This window comes from Streptomyces sp. NPDC005574, assembly GCF_040605435.1.
GTDB lineage: Bacteria > Actinomycetota > Actinomycetes > Streptomycetales > Streptomycetaceae > Streptomyces.
This window is the reverse complement of record NZ_JBEXCW010000117.1, coordinates 1-21,626: the sequence shown is the minus strand read 5'-3', so window position 1 is coordinate 21,626 and position 21,626 is coordinate 1. Positions and strand designations below refer to the sequence as shown.

At 68.2% G+C, this 21,626-nt stretch carries 17 protein-coding genes and 2 pseudogenes; 14 read left to right on the top strand and 5 right to left on the bottom strand.

The genetic code is table 11. The features are described 5' to 3' along the window. Positions 1 to 966 precede the first annotated feature (966 nt). Entirely contained in the window at positions 967 to 2,202 is a 1,236-nt protein-coding gene (locus tag ABZT03_RS38225; protein ID WP_356047988.1) for a PP2C family protein-serine/threonine phosphatase, read from the bottom strand. Between the two features lie 194 nt (positions 2,203 to 2,396). Between ABZT03_RS38225 and ABZT03_RS38220 the strand changes: the two are divergent. Then, positions 2,397 to 2,933, top strand: a pseudogene (locus ABZT03_RS38220) (hypothetical protein); the annotation flags it as partial. Between the two features lie 643 nt (positions 2,934 to 3,576). Here ABZT03_RS38220 and ABZT03_RS38215 read toward each other — a convergent pair. Together ABZT03_RS38215 and ABZT03_RS38210 are read right to left on the bottom strand one after the other, a co-directional pair. Next, positions 3,577 to 4,161, bottom strand: coding sequence for a restriction endonuclease (locus ABZT03_RS38215; protein ID WP_356047986.1), 585 nt, complete (start codon positions 4,159 to 4,161; stop codon positions 3,577 to 3,579). A 563-nt stretch (positions 4,162 to 4,724) separates the two neighbouring features. Then, a complete protein-coding gene (locus ABZT03_RS38210; protein WP_356047984.1) occupies positions 4,725 to 4,928 on the bottom strand; it encodes a hypothetical protein in 204 nt (67 codons plus the stop codon). A 321-nt stretch (positions 4,929 to 5,249) separates the two neighbouring features. Between ABZT03_RS38210 and ABZT03_RS38205 the strand changes: the two genes are divergently transcribed. After that, positions 5,250 to 5,843: a DUF4291 domain-containing protein gene (locus ABZT03_RS38205; protein ID WP_356047982.1), complete on the top strand. Its 594-nt coding sequence runs from the start codon at positions 5,250 to 5,252 to the stop codon at positions 5,841 to 5,843. A 370-nt stretch (positions 5,844 to 6,213) separates the two neighbouring features. Here the strand turns inward: ABZT03_RS38205 and ABZT03_RS38200 are convergent, their stop codons facing one another. Beyond that, positions 6,214 to 6,387, bottom strand: a complete 174-nt coding sequence (locus ABZT03_RS38200) for a hypothetical protein (RefSeq protein ID WP_356047980.1) — start codon at positions 6,385 to 6,387, stop codon at positions 6,214 to 6,216. A gap of 331 nt (positions 6,388 to 6,718) precedes the next feature. On the opposite strand from ABZT03_RS38200, the gene ABZT03_RS38195 reads away from it, so the two are divergent. The 4 genes from ABZT03_RS38195 to ABZT03_RS38180 all read left to right on the top strand — a co-directional run bounded on the left by ABZT03_RS38195 (position 6,719) and on the right by ABZT03_RS38180 (position 11,670). After that, the gene (locus ABZT03_RS38195; RefSeq protein WP_356047978.1) at positions 6,719 to 8,176 is read left to right on the top strand and encodes an NF041680 family putative transposase; all 1,458 of its coding nucleotides are present in this window, start codon (positions 6,719 to 6,721) and stop codon (positions 8,174 to 8,176) included. A gap of 79 nt (positions 8,177 to 8,255) precedes the next feature. After that, a complete protein-coding gene (locus ABZT03_RS38190; RefSeq protein ID WP_356047990.1) occupies positions 8,256 to 10,280 on the top strand; it encodes a hypothetical protein in 2,025 nt (674 codons plus the stop codon). Between the two features lie 161 nt (positions 10,281 to 10,441). Next, positions 10,442 to 10,999: a hypothetical protein gene (locus ABZT03_RS38185; protein WP_356047976.1), complete on the top strand. Its 558-nt coding sequence runs from the start codon at positions 10,442 to 10,444 to the stop codon at positions 10,997 to 10,999. 80 nt (positions 11,000 to 11,079) lie between these two features. After that, positions 11,080 to 11,670, top strand: coding sequence for a hypothetical protein (locus ABZT03_RS38180; RefSeq protein WP_356047975.1), 591 nt, complete (start codon positions 11,080 to 11,082; stop codon positions 11,668 to 11,670). Positions 11,671 to 12,047: 377 nt separating this feature from the next. On the opposite strand, the gene ABZT03_RS38175 is transcribed toward ABZT03_RS38180, so the two are convergent. Further along, on the bottom strand, positions 12,048 to 12,584 hold the full coding sequence (locus ABZT03_RS38175) for a TetR/AcrR family transcriptional regulator (protein WP_356047973.1): 537 nt from the start codon (positions 12,582 to 12,584) through the stop codon (positions 12,048 to 12,050). Positions 12,585 to 12,659: 75 nt separating this feature from the next. Here ABZT03_RS38175 and ABZT03_RS38170 point away from each other — a divergent pair, with 75 nt between their 5' ends. From ABZT03_RS38170 to ABZT03_RS38135, 8 genes and pseudogenes are all read left to right on the top strand, one after another. Further along, the gene (locus tag ABZT03_RS38170) at positions 12,660 to 13,709 is read left to right on the top strand and encodes an aldo/keto reductase (RefSeq protein WP_356047971.1); all 1,050 of its coding nucleotides are present in this window, start codon (positions 12,660 to 12,662) and stop codon (positions 13,707 to 13,709) included. Continuing rightward, positions 13,706 to 14,425, top strand: coding sequence for a DUF998 domain-containing protein (locus ABZT03_RS38165; RefSeq protein WP_356047969.1), 720 nt, complete (start codon positions 13,706 to 13,708; stop codon positions 14,423 to 14,425). Before ABZT03_RS38170 ends, ABZT03_RS38165 begins: the two co-directional genes overlap by 4 nt. Before the next feature lie 10 nt (positions 14,426 to 14,435). Further along, the gene (locus ABZT03_RS38160; RefSeq protein WP_356047968.1) at positions 14,436 to 15,470 is read left to right on the top strand and encodes an aldehyde reductase; all 1,035 of its coding nucleotides are present in this window, start codon (positions 14,436 to 14,438) and stop codon (positions 15,468 to 15,470) included. Between the two features lie 851 nt (positions 15,471 to 16,321). Continuing rightward, the gene (locus ABZT03_RS38155) at positions 16,322 to 16,927 is read left to right on the top strand and encodes an ABC transporter ATP-binding protein (RefSeq protein WP_356047967.1); all 606 of its coding nucleotides are present in this window, start codon (positions 16,322 to 16,324) and stop codon (positions 16,925 to 16,927) included. Then, positions 16,924 to 17,769: an ABC transporter permease gene (locus tag ABZT03_RS38150; RefSeq protein WP_356047966.1), complete on the top strand. Its 846-nt coding sequence runs from the start codon at positions 16,924 to 16,926 to the stop codon at positions 17,767 to 17,769. Before ABZT03_RS38155 ends, ABZT03_RS38150 begins: the two co-directional genes overlap by 4 nt. Then, on the top strand, positions 17,769 to 19,697 hold the full coding sequence (gene uppS / locus ABZT03_RS38145) for a polyprenyl diphosphate synthase (protein WP_356047964.1): 1,929 nt from the start codon (positions 17,769 to 17,771) through the stop codon (positions 19,695 to 19,697). Before ABZT03_RS38150 ends, uppS begins: the two co-directional genes overlap by 1 nt. Before the next feature lie 429 nt (positions 19,698 to 20,126). Further along, positions 20,127 to 20,516: pseudogene (locus ABZT03_RS38140) on the top strand (ATP-binding protein); the annotation flags it as partial. Between the two features lie 158 nt (positions 20,517 to 20,674). Next, positions 20,675 to 21,208, top strand: coding sequence for a hypothetical protein (locus ABZT03_RS38135; protein WP_356047962.1), 534 nt, complete (start codon positions 20,675 to 20,677; stop codon positions 21,206 to 21,208). The last annotated feature ends 418 nt before the right edge of the window (positions 21,209 to 21,626 follow it).

The window sequence follows — 21,626 nt, the reverse complement described above, 5'->3', positions numbered from 1 at the left end:
GGTCCGTGGCCGAGGCCTGCTGGGACATCGGCATTCCTCTCCGTCGATAGGCCGCCAACGAGCGGCACGAACCGACGCAGCCTAGATCGAGTAGACGCCCCAACGCCAATGCCAGCCCACGCCACACGACCACCTAAACGCGCCCGACCACAGGCTGACCTGCTGTGGTCGGCCCACGGTCGGACGGCTACCACCGAGCCGACCACGCTCCACTGCGACACACGAACTACTGGCGGGCTACTACCACCATCTCCCCCGCCCACGAACCCGCACCCAAGATTGGCGCCTCCCCCACCCTCCGCAGGGTGGCCGGGGTGTGGGGCGGAGCCCCGCGTCTTACCTGAGCTGGCCTGTTCCCCTCCTCCTTGATCACCCCAGGTGCTGGTGTGCTGACTGATTGTCAGTGCGTCCTGTCACTATGGGCGGCTGCGCGGGGAGTGGTGACGCGGGGGAGGCTTGCATGCCTTGGGTACGTCCGTACGTGCGCTCTGCCGGGACACCGGTTCGCGGACATTCGCGATGGGCTCCGGGCGCGCGACGCGAAATGACGATCTTGGCTCTCGTAGCCTTGGCCGTGGTCGGGCAGGGGAACAGGAATGCGCCTGCCGGGGGCGAGGGGACTCCGGGGCCGCGGTCCACCGTGCAGTATCCGATCCGCTTCGACCGCGTCCCGGCGGTGCGAGCGCCCAAGCCTCGTTCCACGGTGTCGTACCCGATCCCGTGGCAACGGTGACTGGCCGCCGGCCGCCAGCGCGCACGGCGCTCCGGCAAGAGGCAGCAACAGAGAGACGCCCAGCTGATCGCCTTCGCCATGGTGGCGGCCTTTGTCATCGGGCTGGTGGCGGTGGTGGTCAACTGGCTGCTCGTGCACGGAATTGCGAGAACCCTCGTATCTACGGGCAAGGCGAGGCGCGAGAGCTACTCACTGGCCTTCTGACACCGTCCAGGAGAGCGCCTGGGTCACGGCTACCGCCTCGTGCGGCCGGCTGATGCTTGCTGAGTGTCCGCGCCGGAGCTGACGTGCCGCTGGGTCTCCTGAGGGCCGTGCCAGTCCAGGCACATCACGGTGGCGTCGTCTGCGAGCCGGCCGTCGGCGGCGTCCCGGACCGCGGACGTCAGCGTCAGTGCGGCCTCCCGCGGGTGCAGGTCCCGGGTGCGCTCCAGCAGGGCGGGCAGGTCGACCTTTTCTCCATGCCGTTCGAGCATGCCGTCGGTGAGCATGAGCAGACGGTCACCGGGGCGCAGATCGATGTCTTGTACGCGGTAGGGGTGGACCGTGGTGGACACGGACAGCCCGAAGGGATGGTCCACCTCGCAGATGATCGTCTCCGCAGCCCCCTCGCGCATGCGTAGTGGCCAGGGGTGGCCGGCGTTGACGAGCTGGGCCCGGCCGCTGTGGAGGTTGATGCGAAGCAGCTGGCCGGTGGCGTGACCGTGGCCGTGGTCGGCGAGTGCCTGATCGGCTCGGTGGGCCTGTTCAGCCAGGCCGACTCCTGCGCGGCGGGCGCCGCGCAGGGCGCACACCAGGACCGTGGCGGCCAGGGCGGCATCGATGTCGTGGCCCATGGGGTCCGTCACCGACAGGTGCAGGGTGTCGCGGTCCAGGGCGTAGTCGAAGGTGTCTCCGCTGAGGTCTTCGGAGGGCTCCATGTTCCCGCACAGTGTGAACTGTGCGGCCTCGCACGACAGTGACTGGGGCAGCAGCTGGTACTGGATCTCCGCCGCCAAGGTAGGAGGGATGGAGCGTTTGCCCCAGGTGTAGAGGTCGGTGAAGCGCCCGTTGGCGATCACGATGTAGGCCAGGACATGGGCGGCTTCCCCGACCGCGTCAAGGACGTCCTCGCTGGGGGCGGCCGGCAGGAGCAGTTCCAGCAGCCCGATCGCGTCCCCCCGGCTGGTGACCGGCACGATCACGCGCTGTCCCTGGCTGGCCGCTTCCTGATACAGGCGCTGGGTACGGATCACCACCTCGTAGACGCTGCCGAACATGGGGATCCGCTCCGCCTCCCGCCCACCCTCCACGGCACCGGCGGTGTACAGCCGCGCCAGCGCTTTCCCCGTCAGGTCCACAATGAGGAATGAGACCTGCCTGGCCCCGAAACGCCGCCGCAGGTCCTCCGCGATCACGTCGACGGCCTCAACCGGCGCCGCCGTCTCCGCTGCCGTCAGTAGCCGGGGAAGTTCACTCTGCCCACCACTCACGATCATGGCTCCTTCAACCGGCCCCTCCTATCAGCTTGAGAACCTCCACGGTGAGCGTCAACCGGTGGCCAGTCACGTAAGTGACAAGGGCGAGGTTAAAACCGGCCGAGGGTCTGTCTGGCCGTATCCGCCCCGCCGCTGGACAGCCAGAGCTGAGACGCCCACGGCCCAGTCGTTTCAACGGCCCGTGTCTCATGAGACACGGCAAAGTCTGGAGAAGGACGGCTTCAGGGCCCTGCTCTCCCTTGGGGCGGGCCGGATGGTACTGCGTTCGAGGCGGGGCACCGAGATGTTGCCGGCATTCCCGGAGATCGGTGCCGGGCCGCGCAGCTGCCGGACGCAACCGCGCCGGACGGCACTTCCCCGTCAGCAATCACTGCTCGCAGGTCGTAACCCATCCCAACGCCCCCTCCACCGATCGGAGGCCCCATCTTGACGCAGACGCCGAAGCCGAACCCGCGCGGCACCCCCGACCAGGACCACCACACCCCAGCGGGTTCTCACGAGAGCACCGTCCAGAATCCTCGAACCCGCTGGTTTCAGCGTTCGATCTGCTGCGGCTGTCCGGGACCGACACGACCAGCTGGACGTATCAGCGCCGCCGCGCCGCGCTGGAGTCGGTGTTCACCGACCGCCAGCTGTCGGGGCCGTGGGTGCTGTGCCCGTCGACCACCGAGGCCGACACCGTCGTCGAGTGGCTGACCTGGTCGTCGGTCGGCATGGAAGGCGTGGTCTTCAAAAGGCTTGAAGATGCATACCGCCCATCAACGAGAGGGTGGTTGAAGTACAAGCCGCGCGAGACCACCGAGGCAGTCGTCGGCGCGGTCACGGGCACCCTCACCGCGCCCCGCAGCCTCCTGCTCGGCAGATACGACCACGACGGTCGGATGCAGTACACCGGCCGCACCGCAACGCTCACCCAGGCGGCCGGCAGCGCAGTCGGCGTACTGCTCGCGCCTGCGCAGCGCGGTCATCCCTGGGCGGGCTGGTCCATCTCCGCCGGGTGGGGCAGCCGCGAGAAACTGGACGTCACGCAGTTGAACCCCAAGCTGATGGTGGAAGTCGGCATTGATGTCGCCCGCGATGCTGCCGGCCGGTGGCGCCACCCCGCACGCTTCCACCGCGCCCGCCCCGATCTCACCCCTACCGGAGGCCGCCGTCGCACAGACGGCGGCACACGGGGCCCCGCCGACACGACTGAGACGGCACCGCGCCGCAGGAACCGGTCGGCTGCCGCAGCATCCATGTGCCGGGCCACACCACACGACTCGCCCACGTGCCCCACACCGACCCCTACGGGGAACCCGGCAAATTGGCCGGGTTCCCCTCAACCGCAGGCCGCAGCGCAACCGCAGGAGCTGACAAGCTCCACTTTCAGCTCAACGGTGTCGGTCGGCGCGGGGGTGGCACCGCTCGCAGAAGCTCCCACAGCGGCCGCGATCCCGACGCCCACCTGGCGAGCGTCTCCCGATCGACAACATGCAGCCGCTGCTGTTTCGCGAAGTCCGTAGCCGGACCGGTCACCCGACCGTTCGTGACCATCACTGCGACGTCCGCCCCGTGCACCTGCCGAGCCGTCCCGTTGAGCACCTGCAGATCTGGCGTGCCCACCGCCGAGCCCCGAGCGCCGTTGCGGCGGTGCTTGCACTGGATCACCCAGCGCCGGCCGAACGGGTCTGTGGCCTTCACGTCGGCGCCAAGGTCCCCGCGGCCGCCGACTCGCTGGGCATCCCGGCAGCCGTCCCGGCGCATCAACTCCCGTATCGCCTCCTCGAACTGGGCATGGTGCAGCGCGTCCAACTGAGGCAGCCCGTACCGCAGACCTTGCGCCCGCACGGCTTCCCACTGAGCCCTCTGCTGCCGGTTGTACAGCCATCCAGCACCCGCCAGCACGGCGAGCACCAGGAGCGCGATGAGGACCCACCAGTGCGCCAGCAGCCAGTTGACCACCACCACCATGAGACCGATGGCAGCAGTCGCCGCCATGGCGAAGCCGATCAGCTGGGCGTCCCTCTGCTGCTGCCTCTTGCTGGGACGCCGCGTACGCCGCCGCGCCGGCGGCCGCCGGCGGGTCACCGTTGCCACGGGATCGGGTACGACACCGTCGGACGCGGCACCGGCGGTCGAGCAGCAGGAACACGGTCGAAGCGGATCGGGTACTGCACCGTGGACTGCGGCCCCGGCGTCCCCTTGCCCCCTGCGGGAACATTCCCGTGGCCCAGCCCGACCACGGCTAACGCCACGAAAGCCACGATCGTCATTTCACGTCGCGCGCCCGGATCCCATCGCGAATGTCCGCGAACCGGTGTCCCGTCAGAGCGCACGTACGGCCGCACCCAAGGCATACAAGCCTCCCCCTCGTCACCACTCCCCGCACAGCCGCCCATAGTGACAGGGCGCACTGACAATAAGTCAGCACAACAGCACTCGCGGTGATCAAGGAAGAGGAGAACAGGCCAGGCCAGGGGAGACGCAGGCTCCGCCCACACTCCGGCCTGGCGATGTTGAGACGGGCGCTGGGCTCACGGGCTGCTCGACTGGGTGACACCCTGGGCGAGTTGGCCCACGACGTCGAAGACGCTCTGTCCGAACGCGGTAGGAGCGATCAGCACGCCGAAGACCAACACGATCAGGACGGTCAGCTTCTCGTCATTGCGGCTTCGGGCCTCGGTACGCCGCCGCAGCCGCACGACGATGATGACCGCCAGCAGAACCGCAACATTCATCTCCAGAACCACCGACCAGCCCTCCCCGTCACACGAACGTCCCAGCACACCTGTAGCCGGAACCACTTCACGCGGTGGGCTGATCACTGAACGTTGGCGGCAAAACGCTTCTGCCCGACTGAATTGCCGGCCTTGACCAACAGCGTGCGTCGACCCTGAGTGAGCACGCGAGACAGCCCCGTCCCGGAACATCCGAAGCGGGGCTTTGACGAAGAACGTGGTCGTGAAGGGCGGTCGCCTACGCGGCGAAAGGCTCCATGAGTGCCTGTTTTCGATGTAATTCGATGGCGCAGCCCCCACTGAACGTCAACTCTGGTCACTGTGCCAGAACCAAAGCATCAGATCCGCGCCCTCTACACGGCCGCCACGGTGACCGTCTACCAGGCATACGCGCCGGAAATCGGCCTGCCCGCCGCGCAGGACGGTCGCTTTCCGGCAGCCTGGAAGAGGGAACGCATGACGTGGATCAAACCGTCGTTCCTCTGGATGATGTACCGCTGTGGATGGGCGGGCAAGGAAGACCAGGAGACCGTCCTCGCGATCGAAATCACCCGCAAGGGCTTCGAGTGGGCTCTGCGGAACGCTTGCCTGGCCCACTACGAACACGGGCTGCATCCCGACCGCGCCACCTGGAAACGCCAGCTGAAGCGAGCCCCGGCCCGAGTGCAGTGGGACCCCGAACGTGATCTGCACCTACAGCCGCTTCCTCACCGCTCTCTGCAACTCGGTCTCACGGGCGAGGCCGCTGAGCGCTACGCAGAGGAGTGGATCGTCTCGATCAACGACGTCACCGCACGCGTGCATGCGATCCATGCCCGTGTAGGGGACGGGGCTCTGGATGCCGCCCAGCAACTCCTTCCCGCAGAACACCCCTATCCGTCGGGCGACACGCTTCTGGCCCACTTACGCGACTGAGCCGGTCCCGACCGCTCTCGAGCGCATTGCGGAGGCCGTACCCGCGAGCCGGAGTACCCGACTACTGCGTAGGGGTTCGATGAACGGGCTTGCGGTGCTGCTGACCGGAACCGGCAGGACGACGATGGCGTCGCCTGGGACGACGGTGCCTGACTCGGGGAAACGTCAGGCGGCTGCTGTCAGCCGGCCGTGATGAGCTGGTAGCGCCTGCTCGAGCCAGGCTGGTTCGGCTCCTGCGGCAACCAGCCGCTGGTACACGTCTTTGGTGTTGTAGCCGGCCCGGGTTCGGCGGAAGTGGATCGCGACTTCATTGTGGTCGCCCTGCGGGGCAAGTGTGAACCAGCAGGAGCGCTCCGCCCCGCCGTCGCAGTCACATGGCTTGCAGGCACAGAAGTCGCGCTTCACCTGAAGAGCCATTCCCCACTTCGGATGTCAGGTGGTCGATGAGCCTGTCGTGGTTCACCGAGACGCCGTGCTCGTAGCACAGCTCGAACTTCCATCCCAGACCGTGCTGCCAGTACTTGACGCAGTACGGCTTGGTCACCGTGTGGAAAAGGGCGATTCGGCGCAGTAGGCCACTAGCGACCCACTCAGGTCAGGGAACGCCCAGAGAGACCGGAACAGCATGGTCGTGACGACGCTGCCCGGGACTCCGGCGGCCTTCAGCACAGCCCGTCGGCGGAGCTCTCGGCACTCCTCCACCAGACTTGTCAGGTCGGCATCAGCCACAGGCACTCAGCTTGTTCTTTTTCTTCCCGATTCGAATGAGGGCTCGAACGGGGTCACTCACCTGGGAGTTCGTCGGACGCGAGGGCGGCCTTCGTTTGATCCTGTGCTCCGTCACAGAGGTACGGGATCAACCGAAGGCCGTTGCCATGAGTGTGGTGTGCCCGGATGTCCGGCGGGAAGCGTTCGCCGAAGCGTCACGCTTCCGGGCCGAGTTCTACGAGTGTCTGACCGCCCGGCGCGACGAAATGTTCGAACTGGCCGACGCGCTGTTGTGCGCCGACGGGCCGGTCACCTCACCGGTGGACCTGACGATGGTGCCCGAGCACCGGCGCGGGCACGGTGCCTTGTACGGGGCTCTCAACCGGGGCCGGATCGACACCGAGAGGCTGCGGACCCTGCTCACCGGGCTGCCGTTGCCACGGTTCGAGGGCGGGCGCCTGGTGCTGGCGGTCGACGTGTCGCCGTGGCTGCGCTCGGACGCGCCGTGCTCGGCAGAGCGGCTGTTCTGTCACGTCTACGGCCGGGCGAAGTCCGCCTCCCAGTTCATCCCGGGCTGGCCGTACTCCTTCGTCGCCGTCCTCGAACCCGGAGCCACCTCGTGGACGGCGATCCTGGACGTGGTCCGGCTCGGACCCGAGGACGATGCGACCGCCGTCACCGCCGCCCAGCTCCGCGCCGTGGCCGACCGGCTCGTCTCAGCCGGCCAGTGGGCGCCCGGCGACCCGGACATCACGATCGTCATGGACGCGGGTTACGACGTCACCCGCCTGGCCTGGGTCCTGCGGGATCTTCCTGTCGAACTGGTCGGGCGCATCCGCAGCGACCGGGTGATGCGCCTGCCGAAGCCCACGCCCAAGGAGTACGCCCTGGCCTACCCCCAGGGCGGCAGGCCGCCGAAGCACGGCAAGGAGTTCCGCTTCGCCGAACCCGGGACCTGGCCCGAGGCCGCGATCACCACCGTCACCGACACTACCAACTACGGCAAGGCCGAAGCCCAGGCGTGGGACCGGGTCCACCCGAGACTGACCCACCGCTCGGCCTGGCTGGAGCACGACGGTGAACTCCCCGTCGTCGAGGGCACCTTGGTCCGGCTGAAGGTCGAGCACCTCTCCAAGCAACGGGAAGCACCGCCGGTCTGGCTGTGGTCCTCCAAGACGAGCGCCACCCCGGCCGACGTGGATCTGTGCTGGCAGGTGTTCCTCAGAAGATTCGACCTTGAGCACACCTTCAGGTTCGGAAAACAGATCCTCGGCTGGACCACCCCGAAGATCCGCACTCCCGAGGCCGCGGACCGGTGGACCTGGCTCGTGGTCGTCGCCCACACCCAACTCCGCCTCGCCCGGCCTCTGGCCGCCGACCTCCGCCGGCCCTGGGAGAAGCCGACCAAACCCGAACGCCTCACCCCGGCCCGGGTCCGCCGGGGGTTCAGGAACATCCGAGCCCACCTGCTCTGCCCGGCCCGTGTTCCCCAACCACGCGGCGCCGGTCCCGGACGACCGCCCGGGACCAAGAACCGCCATCCCGCACCCCGCTACGACGTCGGTAAAACCGTCAAACGCCCCGAGACCCTCAAGGCCATCGGCAGACCCGGCCGATCTTGGTAGATAGAGAACAAGCTCAGCTTGTTCTCTCGATCGATCGTCTGCGGGATCGGTGTCAGCGCTGCCTGCGAGCATACGGATCATGAAGCGATCCGACGATCTCCTGGCAGGGCTGGACGACATCGACTGGGCAGCCTTGGAGCATGCCTATGGCAGCGCCGAGGACGTGCCCGGCCAGCTCCGGTCGGTGTGCGGGCCGGATGAAGAGGCCCGGGAGAGCGCCTTCCGCAGCCTGTTCGGCAACATCTTCCACCAGGGCACCCGATACTCAGCCTCTCCGTACGCCGTGCCCTTCCTCACCCGGATCGCCGTCGCAGGCCCGGCCGACGCCCGAGTCGACGCCCTGCTTCTGCTGACCCGTCTGGCCATTGACTGGCACGACGAACACGACCTCCCGCTCGGCATCGACACCGCCGCGTGGCGCGCCGCAGCCATCAGCCCCGAAGACAATCTGCGCTGGTACGACGAGCAGATCGCCGCCGAGACCGACGAGGAGCAGCTCGAGAGATTGCGCCAGGGACGGGCGTACTGCGCGGCGGGGCACCCTGTCGACGGCCGCGAGGGCGCACTGCGCTCCTATGACGCGGTCCGCGCCCAGCTTCCCGTCCTGCTCGAACTGCTCGGCGACCGGGACCCGGAGATACGTACCAAGACCGCGTACCTCCTCGGCTGGTTCCCCGAGGAGGCCGACGCCACCCTGCACCCGTTGCTGGCCTGCCTCGACGGCGAGCGGGACCCCGTCTGCGTTGCCACGATCCTCATCGCGGTCGGGCTGCTCGCCGACCACGACCCGGACGGCCGACTCCGGCATTACCTCGACCACGAGCACCCCTTGCCGCGCTGGGCCGCCGCCACCGCCCTCACCCGCTTGCTGGTTGCACACCCGGCTGCCGCGCCCGGCCTGCCGCCGGCGGAGCGCATCGCCGCCGAGCTGGCGGCCTTCGGCGCCGGGCCGGCCCCCGAGTCCGCCACCGCCCACCATGCCGGCGACCTGCACAGCTACACCGTCCGCAGCCTGCTGCACCTGATGGGCGCCGCCGAGGACCCGGAGGGGGTCCTTCTGGACATCGTCCGCGCCCTGCCCCGTATCAAAGAGACCGGAGTCGTGCACCGCCCGCTGGCGGTCCGCGCCGAGAACCTGCTGAAAGCCCTGTTCGACCCCACGGATGCCGTACCGGTGTTCACCGAGCTCTCCCCTGGACGCCAGAAGCTGCTGAAGGTCCTGGCCGAGCTGCTGACCGCCGCGGACTTCCAATCCGTGCCGTTCGGCTCAGACCTCCACGAGCGGTTCACCCAGTACGGCCTCCCCGGCACCCTCCCCGCCCTGCGCGCCTACGTCGGAATGTCCACCGAAGGCGAGGACCCCACCGCCCCCTCCCCGATCCCTGGGAACCATTCCGCAACCACTGAGCATTTTCAGCGTGACCACCTATCAGGTGACAGCTCCGGCGCCTCTGGCGTCAAGCACTTGCCGGGGATGCAGTCAGTTGAAAGCGTCGGTCATGCAGTCCACCCGGCAGTCGGCAGCCTCATATCGCTGACGGAGGGCGGCAGCTGCTTCTTCGCGCTCCACAAAGAGGTACCCGTAGTGCTGGCGCGCCACCCTGGTCACGTCTCCGACCGTGACGATGGCCGGTTCGCCGTGTGCGGCCCGTCGACGCGCTCCGACGATTGCCATGTCCGCAGAGCGCAGCAGGTTTCTGGAACGGTCCCGGATCACGGCTGCCTGGGCCCGTTTCGCCGAGAGGGGACGCAGGACACGTCCCCTCCAGACGTAGCCGGCGGCGACAAGGATGAGACCGAGCACTACGAACAGGAGTCCGCCTGGGACGTGAGGTCGCATCTATCCAGTCTTCACCACTCGCATGGTGATCGTCATGCCCGCGTCTGCGGAACTCGACCGCCACGGCGCCGAGCTGCTGGTCCAGAGCTGTCACTGCCCGCAGGCGGCGTGGAGGCCGCGGAGTACCGGGGGTGGGTCCGCGCGCCCGAGCATGTGCGGCCGGTCGGCGGCGTCGACTACGACCAGGTCGTCACCGAGCGACTGGAGCCGACAGCCACGTCGGTGGTCCGCGAGGTGCTCGGGGAGCGCCGGCCTTCGGGGTGAGTGCTGGCGAAGGTGCGCGAGGGGCAGGGCCCGGCTGAAGCGGTCGGCTTGTCCGGCCGGGGCGAGCTTGCGAGGCTTGGCGACCTCGGCCTGGAGTGGGCAGTCACGCCAGGAGCCGCGTGATAAACGGCGCCGCAAATTAGGTCCAGCCGACGTCGGTCATGTGCGCACCTGAGGAGACGCCTCAGCTGCCCAACCACCAGACAGCAGGCAAGCCGCTGTTGTACCTGCCAGCGAGCGGCTCCAGTACCGGCCGTACACCGACCCAGAACCGTGCCGTGATCTGTCCGTCGAGTTGGGCCGCAAAGTCAGGCAACCCCGACACGACCACGCTCCCGGCCAACACGCCCAGCGGCAACGATCCCCTGTCCTGCGACGAGTTCGCCTATGCCGCCACCTACAACAGCGGCGGCATGCCCGCCCCCGACGGACTCAACCCTGTCACCTCGGGCAATCAGTGCGTGCAGACATACTCACAGCGCACCCAGACCGATGTGTGGCACTTCTATGACGACATGCGCCAGGCTGCCCCAACGTGGAAGGAAGTCTGCGGACGCTCCACCATGTCGAACTGGATGAACACGCAGTCCATGCAGCCATTCCCGGCACAGTTCACGCAGCCGAACCGGATGCTCGAAAAGGACCCCTACTGGTACTACGCCCCCGAATTCTCGGGGTGCAGCGCCACCGCAGCGACCGTGAAGTGCACGGTCAAGTGACCTGAACAACCTGTGGGGGCGGTGCACACCGACTACGGTGGCGCCGCCCCCGCTCCTTTCCCGACAGGAGATGCTGCTTCATGACCGACGGCCTTCAGTGGCTCGAAGACCCGGTTCCGCTCCCCGGCGGCTACTGCACCATCTTCGCGCGCGGTATCGACTCCGAAGACCTCGTACGCCGGCTCCATCCTGGCAACGAGCCCCGCTTCATCGGCCTGCGCACACATCAAGCGTTCGAGGCCGACCTGTTCCAGCTCGACCGCAGCAAGCCCGTGGACACGACCGTAGGCGTCCGCTACGGATCCGTCGGTGACCTTGCTTTCTCCATCGGCTACGGCCCCTGGCAGGAAACCCTCAGCCAATTCGACACGCCTGACATCTCTCACGGAGGTGCACATACATACGAGCTCTATTTCATGGCCGAGCACCCGAACGTCCCTCCCCCACATTTCCGCTACAACCATGACGGCGTGTACGAAGTGATGTGTGATCTCAACAACGACGACTGGACAGGAGTCGTCAACGTCCTTGGAGACAACGCCGAACTAGTAGCCGCGCTGGAAGCCGATAAGCGGCGCCCCATGGAGATCCTGGAACAGCGGTTCGGCCTGACCCTACCGAAAGAAGCGATCCTCACTGGCACCCTGCCCGCCGCGATCATCAAAACCTGACATCAGCACAACCGGCCCCGGTGACCCCAGCCGGCCGGTTCCACTCCCCACCCCACCGACGCAAGGCGACCCGTAAACCCCGACCGTGGCGTGGTCGGCCGCCCACCCTGCGCCACCGCCCCGACGAGCGCGGCGGCCGCCAACGCGGCGGAGGACAGACGACGGTCACCGTGGAAGCAATACGCCAAGGTGCGCGCGGGCCCGCTGGCCGCTCAGCCAGCGAGCCGCCTTTACTGACTTCGGCTTGTCAGGGTGACGCTGGTTCGTCGAGGGCCATGCCGGTGCCCGCTATGAAGCCTCGTCACGTCAGTCATCAACTGCCGCTTCCAGTTCGGGAGTTACACCGCTCACCGTACAGACCCTCGCGTGCGTGTCGTTTACCGGTGCGTGCGGAGTCCGTCGAGGATGAGCGCGAGCATGTGGGGCGCCCGGTCCTCGGGGCTGGACGCGGCGCGCCACAGTGCGCCGGTGAGTTGGAGGAAGTCGCCTGGGTCGGCGTCCGGGCGGATACTTCCGTCCTTCTTGCCGGCGTCAAGTAGTTCTGTGATCGCGGCGATGACCGGCCCGTAGCTCTGCTCGCTGATCGCCTGGTGCGCGCCCGGGCCGAGAGCGTCGCCGAGGCCATGTTTTCTGCGCATGGCCTCGACGAGGTCGGTCGTCCAGTGGCGGAGCGCTTCCAGTGGAGGCATCCGGGCCAGCAGGTCAGGCACGGTGCCGGTGATGCGTGCCACCTCGTCCTGGTAGACGGCCAGGACCAGCGACTCGCGCGTGGGGAAGTTGCGGTACAGGGTGCCCGCCCCGACTCCCGCGCGCTGAGCGATCTGGTTCATCGACGTGCTGCCGTCCGCCGCGAGGGCTTCGCGTGCGGCGGAGAGGATGCGCGCCCTGTTCTCACGGGCGTCTGAGCGGACCACAGGACCTCACCTTGCTAAGTGGAGAGTTCTCCACTACGTTAAATGGAGAGCTCTCCACATACTCTAAGGAGCGTCATGCATTACATCAAGCTCGGCATGACCGGCCTCGACGTATCCCCGATCGCGATCGGTGCGATGACCTACGGCGAGCCCGACCGCGGGCACCCCGTCTGGTCGAAGGGCGAACAGGACGCGCGCCCGCTCATCAAGCACGCGCTGGAAGCGGGAATCAACTTCTTCGACACCGCGAACATGTACTCCAACGGTTCCAGCGAGGAGATCCTCGGCCGGGCGCTCAAGGACTTCGCCGACCGCGACGAAGTGGTGATCGCCACGAAGCTGCGCCACCCCATGCGGCTGGGACCCAACGGACGGGGGCTGTCACGTAAGGCGATCATGACCGAGGTCGACCATTCGCTGCGCCGCCTGGGCACCGACTACATCGACCTTTACCAGATCCACCGCAACGACCACTCCACCCCCTGGGAGGAGACCCTCGAAGCACTCAACGACCTCGTGAAGGCCGGCAAGGTCCGCTACCTCGGCGCGTCGTCCATGCACGCGTGGGAGCTCGCGAAGGCGCTGCGCCTGCAGAAGGAAAACGGCTGGGCGCGGTTCGTGTCGATGCAGGACCACTACAACCTCCTCGCCCGTGAGGAGGAGCGCGAGATGATCCCGCTGTGCCTAGACGAGGGCGTTGGCACGATCGTCTGGTCGCCGCTGGCCCGCGGCCGCCTCACCCGCGCGTGGGACGACGCCCGCTCGACGGTGCGCTCCGAGACGGACGGCGCCTACGCGGACCTGCTCTACTCGCCGGCCGAGGAGGCATCCAACCACGCGATCATCGACGCCGTCGGGCAGGTCGCGGATACTCACGGCGTCAGCCGCGCGCAGGTCGCGCTTGCCTGGCTGCGACGCCAGCCGGTCGTCACCGCGCCGCTGGTCGGCGCCGGCTCGGTCCGGCAGATCGACGAGGCCGTGGCCTCCCTCGACACCGAGCTCACCGACGACGACGTGCGCGCCTTGGAGGCCCCGTACACCCCCCGCTACGACTGGCAGGGCGTCTCGGACGAAGCCGAGATGGAGGCCATCCGCCAGCGAGTCCCCGGCATGGCTCTCGCATGAACCCCATCGTCCGCTCCGGCGCCGCTGCCCGCGCCGGAGCCCTCCTCATCTTTCTTGGCCCGCTCGTGTCCTGGGCCGCCGAGTTCATCACCGCCGCCGCATGGCAGGACCCGCCGTACTCGCCCCTGTACAACTGGGTCAGCCACCTCGGCCTGACCGGCCCGCCGCAGACCGCGTTCGGACAAGTCGCGAACTCCCCCCTCGGCGCCGTCATGGACACCGGCTGGGTCATCTACGGCACCCTCCTGATCGTCGGTGCGTTCCTCTTGTTCGACCCGCGCAAGGGCGCCCGCCCGATCATCATCATCAGCCTCGCCGTCCTCGCCGGCACAGGGGTCTCGCTCGTCGGCCTCTTCCAGGGCTCCAACGCCAACGTCGACAACGGCCTGATCGCGTTCCACACCTTCGGCGCACAGGGCGTCATGCTCGCCGGCAACATCATGGCGATCGCCGTCGGAACCGGCGGCGCACGCATCGGTCTCACCCAGGGCCGGTCGCTCGCGAGCATCACTCTCGGCACCGCCGGACTGATCGCGTTCCCCCTCTTCATGACCGACGTGTTCAGCGGCTGGATGTGGAACATCGGCCTGTTCGAACGCGCCGTGATCTACCCGATCATGATCGGCCACGCCCTCCTCGGAAGCAGCGTGGCCGCCGCCCAGCGCCACCGTGCGGCGCACCCGCTGGCACCCCTTACTGCACGAGCCGAGAGCTGAGGAGAGACAGATGACACGAGTACTGGTCACCGGAGGAACCGGCTTCGTGGGGAGCTGGTGCATCCAGGCCCTGCTGGATGCCGGGCACACCGTCCGCACCACGGTCCGCGACCTGCAACGCGAGCCGGCGCTGCGGTCCTGGCTGCACGCGGCCACACCGTTCGACGACGACCGTCTCACGGTCGTACGCGCCGACCTCGAACAGCCCAGGGGCTGGGACGCTGCCGTCGCCGACTGCGACTTCGTCCTGCACGTCGCCTCGCCGACCCTGCGCCATACGCCGGCGAACGACGACGACCTGGTGGTCCCGGCACGCGAGGGCGTCCTGCGAGTGCTGCGCGCAGCCCGCGACGCCGGTGTGCGCCGGGTCGTCCTGACCAGCGCCTTCGGCGCCATCGGAATCGGGCACCCCCCGCGCTCGACCCCGTTCACCGAGGAGGACTGGACCGACGTCGACAGCGACATCCCGCCCTACCAGCGGTCCAAGACACTCGCCGAACGCGCCGCCTGGCAGTTCGTCCAGGACGAAGGCGGTGGCCTGGAACTGGCGGCGGTTCATCCCGTGGGGGTCCTTGGACCCCTGCTCGGCCTGGACGACCCGCCATCCCTGCGTCTGGTCCGCCGAATGCTCGAAGGACAGGTTCCTGCGTGCCCTCCCTTCGGGATGGGCTTCGTCGACGTGCGCGATGTCGCGGATCTGCACCTGCGCGCGATGACCGATACGGCAGCCGCCGGCGAACGCTTCCTGGCAATCGCCGGGCACAGCCTGCGCGTCATCGACATCGCACGCATCCTGCATGACCGCCTCGGTGAGCGCGCCGCGAAGGCCCCGACCCGCGAACTGCCCGTCTGGGCCGCACGCACACTGGGCATCGTGAACCCGGAACTGCGACTGCTCAAACACCAGCTCGGCCGGGACCTCGACGCCACAAGCACCAAGGCGGAGCAGCTCCTCGGATGGCGAGCGCGCCCCATCGAAGACACCATCGAGGACACCGCCGAGAGCCTCCTCGCCCACGGCATCGGGACAAAGACCGCCTCGTAGCCGACCGACGCGGCGACCCTGCGCTCCGAGGCATCGAACCGGTGACGTGGCGCGACAGGTGTCACTGGCCCCGGACCCGCGCGGACGTGCGGTCCGGGGCCGCCCGTTTGCCCGCTGGGTGAGCCGGGACGAGAGACTCCGGGCCGTCATGGCAGTCGACACGTTCCGGAGCCGCCCGTCCGTCGTCCAGGTGACGTTGAGGCGGTCGGCGTCGCGGGAGGCGAGCCGGGTCTGGAAGTAGGGGCCGAGGCGGAGCAGCGTGTAGCCGGTGTTGTCGCTGCGTCGGGCTTCGACGTGGACGCCGTAGTGGGCGGGCGCCATGCCGACGTCGTCGGGAAGGGGCAGGTTGGCCGCGGCGTGGGTGAGCATCGCGTAGGCCGGCTGCCGAATGCCGAGGATTGCGGCCGTCTCGCAGCGTAGCCAGCCCCTTGTAGGGTCTCCGGCTGCGCGTCGGAATCTCACGGTGGATGTCGGATGGAAGTCGGATCCGACATCGCGGTGAGACAGCACAGTTGCCCGTCGCACTGAAATTGACGGGTTCTCACACTGTCGCATCCGGGTTGTCGGATCCTCACCGCGTCGTACGTTGAGTGACGAGTCTTGGCTCGTTCGGCTGGTTGTTCTCGCGTCGCCGGCCTCGCTCTCACTGCACCAGTCAAAGGCGTCGACGTGTACGCATGGGCTGGGGTGGCGGCAGGAGCCGTGGCTGGTCGGTCTCAAGTGGCCTGACGCTGGACGCTGGCAATGCCCGGGGCCCTCTCCAGACCCTCCGCCAGCGGCTCCGTGTCCTGCGGACCGTCTGATCGTTGAAGGCGACTGTATGCGCGTCGGTTCATCTAAGAGGGCGGGCAATGGAGGTCACGGGTGTTCATCACGCCTACCGTCGGCGTGTGGTCCTGCGGGGCGTGAATCTCCGGCTCGGCGCCGGAGTTATCGCCGGCATCGTGGGGGAGAACGGCGCCGGCAAGTCGACCCTGCTGAAGATCCTTGCCGGTGAGCTGCGGCCGGGCCGGGGCACGGTCCGGCATCAGGGCCGCTTCGGCTACTGCCCCCAGCAGGTGGTGCTCAATGATGCGCTGACGATTCGCCAGCATCTGGAGTTCTTCAGAGCGGCGTTCCGGCTTGCCGATATCCGCCTCGCGCAGGAGATGATGGACGTCCTGGGCTTCGCCGAGTACGCGCATGAGCGTGTCGGCGTACTCAGTGGCGGGACCCGGCAGAAGCTGAATCTGACTCTGGCGCTGATGCATGATCCGCAGGTGCTGCTGCTGGATGAGCCCTACCAGGGCTTCGACTGGGACACCTACCAGCGGTTCTGGGATCTCGCGGCCGGGCTGCGGGACGCCGGGCGCTCGGTCCTGGTCGTCTCCCATCTTGCCTACGACATCGAACGCCTCGACGAGCTGTGGCGCCTGGCCGACGGAGTCCTGCACGGGCAGGAGACAGCCGCGGCATGAAGACACACCTGCATCTGTTCGTCACCGCCGCCCGCTTCACCGTGATCGAGCATGCCCGCAACCGTTTCGCCATGGTTCTGATCGCCCTGTTCATTCCCCTCTGGACCACCCTGGCCTACCTCGCGATGCCCGCCACCACGGCGCCACTGCGCCTTCGGGCCACCGGGGAGCTGATCGCACCCCCGGGGAACCATCTCACTGCGATCAGTGGCGCACTCAACGCCGTCACCCTCATCACCGGCTTCATGATGTTCGCCGCGACGTTCAACGGCGCCGCCTTCGACCGGCGCCTGGCGATGGCAGGCTATCCCCGCACTCACCTCGTCCTCGCCAAGGTCACCGCCCTGGCCCTGGCCTCCGCTGCGGTCGCCGGATACGCCACGGCGGTGATGCGCCTGACCTGGACGCCCCGTCAGCCGCTCCTGCTCACCGGCGCGCTGTTCTGCGCCGCCCTGACCTACGGCGTCCTCGGGGTCGCCTTCGGTTCCATGTTGCGCCGGGAAGTCGAGGGCATGTTCGCCATCGTGATGACCAGCATCATCGACCTGGCCCTGCAGAACCCCATCACCAGCTCCGGAGCCGACAGCCCGATCACCCGCTACCTGCCCTCGTACGGGGCCATGCAGGCGAGCACCACCGCCGCCTTCTCCGCCACCGTCGTTCCGCGATACCTCGGCCTCCAGCTCGTCTGGCTCACCGGCCTCGCCCTCGCCTGCCTCCTGGCCTTCCGCCACCGCACCCGCACCGCCCTGCCGGACACCGCCCCTTCCGTTCCGCACCAGCGCCACGATGTGCAGAAGGACCGCACGGCCCGCCAGGACGAGAAGACGGCGCCGCAGTGATGAACCACCCGGTTATCGGGAACGACCCCGCTCTGCGGGCTGCGTACCGGCTGTGCCGCCGACAGACACGCGAGCAAGACCCCGCCGAGTACGCGATGATCCGGCTCCTGCCTGCCGTGCTGCGGCCGGCGTGCTGGGCGCTGTGGGCGGCGGCAAACGCCATCGACGACCTCGCCGACAACCGGGCCACCGCACCCGGCGAGCGGGCAGCCCGCATCGAGGCGTGGATCAGCGCGCTCGATGATGACGTGGCGCACGGCACGAGCAGAGACCCCGTCCGCCACGCCCTCATCGACACCGCCGCGCGCTGGCACCTGGACCTATCCGACCTGCGCGAGGCAATGACACTGGTGCGCGACGACACCGAGGGCCGTCACTTCCCCGACTGGGCCGCGTGGCGCGCATGGGGCCGCGGCAACCTGCTGCCCTGGTTCGACCAGGTACGCACGCTGCTCGACCGGGCCGGCCTGCCACTGCCCCTGCGCGCGGACCAGCACGACAGCTACCAGCAATTCCTCGACGGATTCCGGCTCACCGACCTCCTCACCGACCTGGGCGCTGACCTCGCCCACGGCGACCTCCTGCTCCCCCACGAAGTCCTCGCCCACTTTCCCGGCGCCGAAGCCCACCTGCTCCAACGGCACTGGAGCCCAGCCGTCGCCGACCTCGTCGCCGACCTGAGCGCACGCGCCCGCCGATGGCTCACCCAGCCGGATCTGACCCGCGGCATGCACCCCGGACCCGCCACCGTGCTGCACACGATGACCGGCCTGCTGACCGCCCAGCTCGACGCCGTCGACGCGGCCGGCCCCACCCTGCTGCACACCGCACCGCACCTCTCCCACCTGGCCCACGCCCGCGTCCTTGCCCCCGCCCACCTCCGCGCGGCCCTGGCTTGGAGCCTCACCCCCATCGCCCTCCCACCAACCCGCCGCTCCCCGGTCGCAGGCGCCTCGCTCTCCACGCCGCGAGAACGGGTGCCTGACAGCGCCGTGTTCCGCGCGCCACCGCCGCACCCCAGCGGCATCCGGCCCCCGCTCATTCCTTCAGACCGGATGCCCGCCCACGTGGCCGTGATCATGGACGGCAACCGCCGATGGGCCCAACAGCGCGGCCTGCCCACCCACGAAGGTCACCGCGCCGGCCTGCGGGCCATGCGCGAAACCGTCTACGGCGCCCTGGAGATCGGCCTGCGCCACCTGACCGTGTACACCTTCTCCACCGAGAACTGGAGACGCGAGACAGGAGAGGTCGAAGCGATCCTCGCCCTGCTGCGCGGCGAACTGGACGAGGACCCCTACCGCGAACTCGACGTACGCCTGCGCTGGTCCGGACGCCCTGACCGGCTGCCGGCCGCCCTCGCCGACGCCCTCCGGCGCCAAGAGGCGACCACTCGCACCCGCACCGGCCTCACCCTGACCGTATGCATCGACTACGGCGGCCGGAACGAGATCACCCGCGCCGCCGCCGCACTCGCCCGCGCCGCCCGCACGGGCGATCTGGACCCCGACCACATCACCGAGGAAGACCTCACGCTCCACCTCCCCCGCCCCCACCTACCCGACGTCGATCTCCTCTGGCGCCCGGGCGGCGAGCAGCGCACCTCCAACTTCCTTCCCTGGCAAGCCACCTACGCCGAATTGCACTTCACACCCCAGTGGTGGCCGGACACCGACCGACGCGATCTGTGGCAGGCCATCGCCGAACACGGCCGACGACAACGCCGCCACGGCGCCGCCCCGACACCCTTCCATCCCGGCAACACCCCAGAAAATTCGGACAAAACGCAGCTGGTGCCGTCCGGCGTGACCCCCAGACGACCCCGCACCGCGGCGGAGCAGATGGGGCACACAGGAGGTACGGGAAGCGGCCAGGCGTCCTCACACACCGACACGGAGCTGAGACGTCGACCGTCCGACACGTCCTGATACTTCGGGAGATGCCGCAGGCCAGAGGAGCGCTGTCCGACTCGGAGCCGGAGACCCTACACCCCTGTTGGTGTAGCCGAGTTGGTGGCCGTGGAGGTAGGCCGAAGCGTGTGGGGTGTCGGGGTGGACCAGCGAGACGGCGATCAGGTCGGGGCCGTGGTCGTCGCCGGGGCGGGGCTGGGCTCGCTCGAGGAACGGGCCGACCCGTACGGCGATGTCCTGATTGCAGCCCGGCGTCCAGGGCTGCGGATTGCTGCGGGCGGCGAGCAGTGCACGGAACGCGTCGACGACAGCCTGGTCTTCAGAGGTCAGAGCGTTGGGCGCGTGGCCGCTGCGGCGGAAGAGACGGCGCTTCACCGGACGGTCCTGCCTTCCAACGTGGGGGTGGCGATGCGGGGGCTGACGGACGCCGGGAAGGCGTTGTGGGCTTTCGACTACGAGGCCAATCCCAACATCGACGCCGCGACCATCAACACCTTGGCGACCTGCGAGTGGGTCCGCAAGGGCCAGCCGCTCTGTCTGATCGGTGACAGCGGCACCGGCAAGTCCCACCTGCTGATCGCGCTGGGCACCGAGGCGGCGATGAAGGGCCACCGGGTCCGCTACACCCTCGCGACGAAACTGGTGAACGAGCTGGTGGAGGCTGCGGACGAGAAGCAGCTGACGAAGACCATCGCCCGCTACGGGCGCGTCGACCTTCTCTGTATTGATGAGCTCGGCTACATGGAACTCTACCGGCGCGGCGCTGAACTGCTGTTCCAGGTGTTGACCGAGCGGGAGGAGAAGAACAGCGTCGCGATCGCTTCCAACGAGTCCTTCGGAAAAGCGCACATGTTCCGGTGAACCTGTGCCAAGCGGCGCCGAAACGGGGCAGGTTCCTGCCAGCGCCCGGGCCGGGTGATTTGGCGGGCCGCAGTGGGGCACTGACCGTGAATCTCGGTATCCGCAGAACCCGCGGACATGGGACTCTGTCCCATGTGAGTGAACCCACCCCCTATGACCACGACCGAGCCGCCTACTCCCGCGAAGGACTCGCCCGACTCGTACTCGCCGACAACGCCTCGGAGGTGGCTGACGGTGCCGCGGGGCTCGTGGGCACCCGCAACGATGCCGACACCGGATTCGGCGGTCGAGTCAGCCAAGCGGGGCAGCTCGTCGACTTGGCCGAACGGACTCTGGAATCGGCTGTTATCTATGAAGTCGAACGTGGCAGCTCCTGGGCAGATATCGCGGCTTACCTGGAGATCAGCGCCGAGGAGGTCGAACGGCGGTATATCCCCGCTGTCCAGGCGTGGAACAGAGCGTTTGCGGAGCCGTACCGACTGGATGAAACCGGTCGCAAGCGTATCCCGCAGCTGCCGACCGCGGCATACGACCCCAACTGGGCATGTACTCAGCTGGACCGGTGGGCCTACCTCCGGCACGTCGGAATCGACGACAGGCAGGCCGTCAGCGGCAGTCTCGTCATGGCCGAGGCCGCGGACGAGCAGGTCCCCGGTACCCAGACCTAGGGTGTCCGTGCTGATCCGGAAGTCGTCCTGGGTCGATGTGATCAGCAAGGTAGATGAGGGTGGCCTCGGGGTCCATGCCGAAGGCGGCGGCGACGAGCTTGGGGTCCATGGTGTTGACCAGGTCGAGTAGTCGAGTGCAGCGGATCATGCGGGGCGGGAAGCCGCAGGCGTCGAGGATATGGCTGACATAGGCGGTGGAGGCCGGCCCCTGGCCGGACTTCGTCTGGCGGGTGACCATCACGTGGGGATTGCCGGTCCGCTGGGCTTCGCGGTGAGCCAGACAGCGTTCCAGTACTGTCCAGGATGCGGGATCCAAGGGGACCTGAGGCGTCCCCCGGAGTGTGGACACGGGGGTTCATGCTGCGAGTGTGAGTTTACGTGCTCTCTGTTGTTGTTCGAACTCGACTGGTGAGAGGTA